Below are 6,176 nucleotides of genomic sequence, written 5' to 3'. Positions count from 1 at the left end.
AGCTAAGAACATCGGGAGCCGGATGCACGGAAACGCGCACGTCCGGATCTAACTGAGAGGTGCGGGGAATAACATCCCCCATCGACTCAACCAAAGTCGATAACCTCTCAGCCCTCGATGGCTTGCAAGTACTGGTTGTAGATGACAATACCGATACACGTGAATTAATTGACTTCGTTCTTCAACAGTCTGGAGCGCAGGTGACATCGGTTAGCTCAGTGGGTGAAGCTTTAGAAGCGCTAGTAGGATTAAGACCAGATGTTTTAGTCAGTGATATCGGAATGCCCAATGAGGACGGTTATTCCTTGATTCGCAAAGTGCGGGCGCAGGAAGCTCTTGGTGGGGAAAAGATTCCAGCTGTAGCACTGACGGCATTTGCTAGTGATGAAGAACGCAGGCTGGCTTTGCAAGCTGGATTCCAAGTTCATCTATCCAAGCCAATCGAGCCAGAAGAGTTGGTGACAGTGGTGGCGAACCTAGTCAAAGGCAGTAAACAAGTTTAATAGCTTTTGGTAGCAAATGCGTTGGCGTAGCCCGCCGCAGGCATCGCCGATATACAGTAGATTGCAATGAAGTACAAAAATACCCCTCCCTAACCCTCCCCTTTCTAAGGGGAGGGAATTAGATTAGGAATTTCCCCCCTTTCTAAGGGGGGATTAAGGGGGGTAATTTGACTTGTGTATACACCGTAGCAATACATCGGGGGGATTAAGGGGGGTAAGGATGTACTTCATTTAGATGCAAAATGCTGTAACAAATGCGAACGCCGAAATAACAAATGCGAACCGCGAACCTTCTTCTAATATCCCATAGGCAATCTTCACCAAAGCGCGGGATAATCCATTGGGATTACCTGTACTTTCGGCTGCAAAGTGGTCAGCAAAGTATTCCCGTGTGCGTGAGAGGTACAGCAGTAGATAAGTACCGAGGACATAAAACAGGTAAGCAACTAGGGCAGCAGTTTGCATCGCATCTTTGATTTTGCTATCGCCGCCGCTACGCCCAAATCTTCTGGCTGTAATGTAAATCAGGTAACAAATTTGCACTAAGGTCGAAGCTACAGTCATCACTGCAAAGTCCCAGTGGACGATGTGTCCCAATTCCTGGGCGAAAAATTAAAATAATGGTAGTATAAATTATTTACTTAAGTAAAAGACTAGAAAAACATAAATTACTATGTCTCTCTAGTCTGGGGAACGCATAAATCATATTTAAGACTTTCAAAGAAAAGCTGTAATAATACTGATAATATTTTTACTGCCGTAAACTTACTAGCTCTTTGTCTGTGTTCGATAATCACAGAATAAATGTTTTGAACCAAGTCTTGCTTCACCCGATCAGAGGAATTATTGATTACCCAGATGGTTCACCCGATTGGAGGAAGACAATAACCAATGATCAACTGAGATTGATAAGATGAAGAAAAGGTAAAGATTTCTGCTATGACTATTCTTGACATTGCTTATCCCCTGATTACGATCGCAGGGCAAACCCGCCAAGCTGCAAGTAAGCTAGCGATTCTCTCCACTGAGGCAAAAAATCAAGCACTTGTTGCGATCGCTCAAGCTTTAGAATCAGCTAGAGATGAAATTTTAGAAGCAAATGTTGCTGATTGTGAAGCTGCTACTGCCGAAGGGATTCCCAAACCACTTTATAAGCGCTTGCAGTTGGATGAACATAAATTAAGAGATGCGATCGCTGGGGTAGGAGATGTTGGTAAGCTAGCTGATCCAATTGGGAAAGTACAGATTCACCGTGAACTTGATACTGGCTTAATTCTCAAGCGGATCACTTGTCCTTTAGGCGTTTTGGGGATTATTTTTGAAGCCCGTCCAGAGGCGGCGATTCAAATTGTTTCCTTGGCGATCAAATCGGGAAATGGTGTAATCCTCAAAGGTGGAAAGGAAGCGGTGCGTTCTTGTGAAGCAATAGTTAAGGCAATTAAACAAGGATTATCTCATACTGCTGTTAACCCTGATGCGGTACAGTTGCTGACAACTAGAGAGGAAACTTTGGAACTTTTGAAGTTAGATAAATATGTAGATTTAATTATTCCTAGAGGTTCTAACTCCTTTGTTAGGTTTGTGCAGGAAAATACACGGATTCCGGTACTAGGACATGCCGACGGTATTTGTCATCTTTATATAGATAAAGCCGCTGATATTTCTAAAGCAGTTCCGATTACCGTTGATGCCAAAGCGCAATATCCTGCTGTTTGTAATGCAATTGAAACTTTGCTAGTTCACCAATCAATTGCTACACAACTTTTACCAAAAGTTGCCGATGCTTTGCAAGAACGCCATGTGGAATTAAGAGGTGATAAAAGGACTTTAGCAATTTTACCTAACATCGCTACGGCAACACAAATAGATTGGGAAACAGAATACAGCGATTTCATTTTGTCCATTAAAATTGTAGATTCTATAGAAGATGCGATCGCTCATATTAACAAATATGGTTCTCGTCATACTGACGCGATTATTAGTGAAGATTCAACATCTGTTGAAACTTTTTTTGGATTGGTAAATTCAGCCAATATATTCCACAATTGTTCTACCCGCTTTGCCGATGGCTTCCGCTATGGTTTCGGTGCAGAAGTAGGGATTAGTACGCAACAAATGCCTCCCCGCGGCCCCGTTGGTTTAGAAGGATTGGTGACATACAAATATCAAATGACTGGCGATGGTCATATTGTAGCTACTTACACCGGAGCGAATGCTAAAGCTTTTATTCATCGGGATTTAGTGTAAAGTATTCTCAGATATAAGACCTCTTGCATAAATCAAAAATAAAAACCCCAAAGAGCGAAAGCTACGCTTGATCTCCCCTAAAAGCTTGCTCTTAGGGGTTGGGGGTGGGGTGTTAGGGACTTTTGCAAGAAGTCTAATCTTGACTAGAAAGGGTTAGTTCTGGAGTTAACATTAACCTATTGGGCTAGTTACAAAAAAGTAGATTTGGCATGAGTAGCAAAACATCCAAGGTCGGTATTATTGGTGCCGGGAATGTAGGTGCAGACGTAGCAAATGCTTTAGTGCTACTCCGTAAATGTGTAAGAGTCGTCCTTTTTGACCGAACTTTATCAAAAGCTGAGGGGCAAGCATGGGATATTGAAGACAGCATTCCCCTACTTCAAGAGATGGAGATTATACCATCAAATCAGTATGAAGATTTAGCTGATTCTGATGTCATTGTCGTGACTGTTGGGGTGCAGAAAAAACAAGGAGAGACCCGATTAGATATGTTGAGCGACAATGCACAAATCATGCGTTCGACGATGAAAGAATTGGATCGAGTTGCACCGAATTCAATCGTACTTATCGTTAGCAATCCAGTGGATGTACTAACGCGGATTGCGATCGCCACTTCCACTAGAGCAGAAAACCTAATTTTCGGTTCGGGAACCGTTCTTGATACTGCTAGACTGAGATATCAACTTGGTAAGCGACTGAATGTTGCTCTTCAAGACGTTCATGTTTATGTGATTGGAGAGCATGGAGACAGTGAATTTGCTGTTTGGTCTAGTTCATTTATTGGGGGAATTCCGTTAACTGAATTTCCCCTACCACAAGGAGCAATACTGGAACAAATTCAGCAAGAGTACGCAGAGTTAACGCGTAAGCGAGGCAGTAGCATTTCTGAGCGCAAAGGAAATACTAGCTATGGTATATCAACGGTAGTTTGTCAGTTAGTTGATGCCATCCTGCAAGATGAAAAGCAAATATTTCCAGTATCGGTGAGAGCAGATTCTAACTATGGAGTTGGCAGTGAAGTTGTTCTTGGACTTCCATGTGTCATTAGCTCCCAAGGTATTGAGCGTCAACTGGTGTTACCAAGAAATGCCCATGAACAACGCTTATTAGAAGAGTCAGCTACCAAACTGAATGAAGCCTACAATTCTTTGGATAATTAAAATCAACTCAAATAGTCTGTTTAAAAATGCCCTTTTTTGAATATGTATAAAAGGATGTTTGAAAAGTATTTTGCTGTGATTTTAGGCACTTATTGATCCCCCCTAACCCACGCCAGTCGCTCCACTTGGGGAGACCCCTATTCCCGCGCTGGCTCCCCTTGAAAAGGGGGGAACCGAAATCAAAGTCCCCCTTTTTAAGGGGGATTTAGAGGGATCTAAAACTTTTGATACCAAAAAGAGAACTTTTCAAACATCCTCTAAGGGCTAGTACCGCAAAGCGGAAGTCAAAAGTCAAAAGTCAAAAGTCAAAATGAATACAGCGTAAGCGTTTCGTTGATTTGGAATAGGTTGTTTATTTCCGCCGCGCTGTACTAAGATGCAGATTAAATAAGCCTCATCGCCCTTTCTCCTTGTTGAGAGTGTTGTCGTTCACCACGAGATATGCAACGCGGTAAGTAAAAAAACTAAACATGTTATTTGTTGTCAATCACCTGGATTTCAAGTATTACCCAAGCGCCTCAAACAACCAAGTCAGCAGTATAACAAATAGCTGCACCCGACCCAAGCAAATTTTAGTGATTGAGTCTTCCAAAATTATCGGCGGCTGAAAAATTAGCGATTAAACTAATGCTTTCAGTAAAGCCTGAAGTTTAAGTTGCACCTCTGCAAACTCTCTATTAGGATCAGATCCAGCCACGATACCAGCACCAGCATACAATCTCGCGCGATCGCCATTAATTAATGCTGAACGAATTCCCACAATAAACTCGCAATTCCCTTCAGAATCTATCCAACCCAGAGGCGCAGCATATAAACCCCTCTCAAAGCTTTCATAACTACGAATTTCGGCACAAGCAACATCTCGTGCTGCACCGGCAACGGCTGGTGTAGGATGCAATTGGGCGACAATCTTTAATGGATGAATGTTAGCAGGAACCATAGCACTTATTGGTGTCCATAAATGCTGGATGTTAGATAATTGTCGCAGGCGGGGTGCTAATATTTGGGGTAACAAACCTAGCTGGCATAGGCGTTGTGTAATGAAATCAAGCACCAGTAAATGTTCATGCTTTTCTTTTTCACTATTGAGTAAGCGATTGGCATTAGCTGCATCTTCAGCAGGGGTTTTACCTCGTGGTGCAGAACCAGCCAAAGCATCAGTGATTAAATGTTGATTATTAATACTAATTAATCTTTCTGGACTTGCACCAATAAAGTTTTGTCCTTTGCCATTACTAATAGAAAAAATATAACAATTAGGATGTCTTTGTCTAAGATTATTTAAGGATTTCACTAAGTCAAAATGGTTGCTTGACTTGACATCTAATATATCTGCTAGGACAATTTTACTTAAATGACTAGACCGAATTTTTTCCAAAGCAGATACTACTGAACGTTGAAATTGAGCAGCATTTGTAACGGATTTGTTGTATAAATTTGCTGAGAAATAATCAATGTTAGCAGAGTAATATTCTAAAGATTGGATAAATTCAATTTTATTTTGCAGATTCTCCAAGAATCTTTGAATATTTACATTTTCATTGATAATTATATTTGTTACTAATATGCAACGCTGATTTTTCACTGCTACTTGCCAACGTGGAAGAAAGACGGTCGCAGATGGAAAGGGATAATCTACTTGGGAATTTTTCTCAAAAAAGCTAAAATAACAAAAAAAGTGAGGCCCAGAAAAAGGTTGGTTAGCATTACCAAAATTAATTATATTTTTTAGACAAGATTTGATAAAATATTCGGCTTGACTAAAACGGTCTGCGCCATCAATCTGTAATTTTGCTGTAGCATCAATTGCCGCGATCGCTTCTCCTTTACCTCTGTCCTCAAAGTAAAAATTTATTTCATTTGCTTGTGTAAGTTTATCTAATACAAGTAAAGGGTCAACTAAATTGATCTCTTGGGAGATACTAACAATTTGCCTGCAATTATTTTTGAGGCACTTTTCTTGCACTGCTACCAGAAATTGATATAAATCTTTGTGTACAAACAAGTTGCTACGACATGGTGAAACTGTCATGGATTTAACGATAGTAAATTTTTTTTAAGTTAACTTCCTAAAGTCTAATTAATCGTGGTCGTATTTCTACAGGTAACATATTAAGTTATCATTTCACCAGCGTAGGATTTGTCTTGTTCGTGGTGTTCCTAGAGCCTGACAAGCCAGTTACAGCCTTGGACTGCAACCATGAGGGTGGAGTGTTAACAACACAAGGTTAACGAGCCAGAGTAAAAGTAGGAGTTGTTTTTCGCT

General features: G+C 40.9%; 4 protein-coding genes and 1 pseudogene. 3 read left to right on the top strand and 2 right to left on the bottom strand.

Annotation, left to right across the window (positions count from 1 at the left end):
* The first annotated feature begins 59 nt into the window (after positions 1–59).
* Positions 60–503 (top strand): response regulator, encoded by a 444-nt coding sequence (locus V7K85_RS13130; RefSeq protein WP_334814103.1) that lies wholly within the window; start codon positions 60–62, stop codon positions 501–503.
* Positions 504–734: 231 nt separating this feature from the next.
* Here V7K85_RS13130 and V7K85_RS13125 read toward each other — a convergent pair whose 3' ends face one another.
* Positions 735–1,100: a M48 family metalloprotease gene (locus V7K85_RS13125; protein ID WP_334814102.1), complete on the bottom strand. Its 366-nt coding sequence runs from the start codon at positions 1,098–1,100 to the stop codon at positions 735–737.
* A 342-nt stretch (positions 1,101–1,442) separates the two neighbouring features.
* Here V7K85_RS13125 and V7K85_RS13120 point away from each other — a divergent pair, with 342 nt between their 5' ends.
* Both V7K85_RS13120 and V7K85_RS13115 read left to right on the top strand, forming a co-directional pair.
* Positions 1,443–2,750 (top strand): glutamate-5-semialdehyde dehydrogenase, encoded by a 1,308-nt coding sequence (locus V7K85_RS13120; RefSeq protein WP_334814101.1) that lies wholly within the window; start codon positions 1,443–1,445, stop codon positions 2,748–2,750.
* A 206-nt stretch (positions 2,751–2,956) separates the two neighbouring features.
* Positions 2,957–3,910: pseudogene (locus tag V7K85_RS13115) on the top strand (L-lactate dehydrogenase); the annotation flags it as partial.
* A gap of 619 nt (positions 3,911–4,529) precedes the next feature.
* Here the strand turns inward: V7K85_RS13115 and V7K85_RS13110 are convergent.
* The gene (locus V7K85_RS13110; RefSeq protein WP_334814100.1) at positions 4,530–5,942 is read right to left on the bottom strand and encodes an isochorismate synthase; all 1,413 of its coding nucleotides are present in this window, start codon (positions 5,940–5,942) and stop codon (positions 4,530–4,532) included.
* Positions 5,943–6,176 lie beyond the last annotated feature (234 nt).

Source organism: Nostoc sp. (assembly GCF_036917615.1).
Lineage (GTDB): Bacteria > Cyanobacteriota > Cyanobacteriia > Cyanobacteriales > Nostocaceae > Nostoc.
This window is presented reverse-complemented; position numbering and strand designations above follow the sequence as displayed.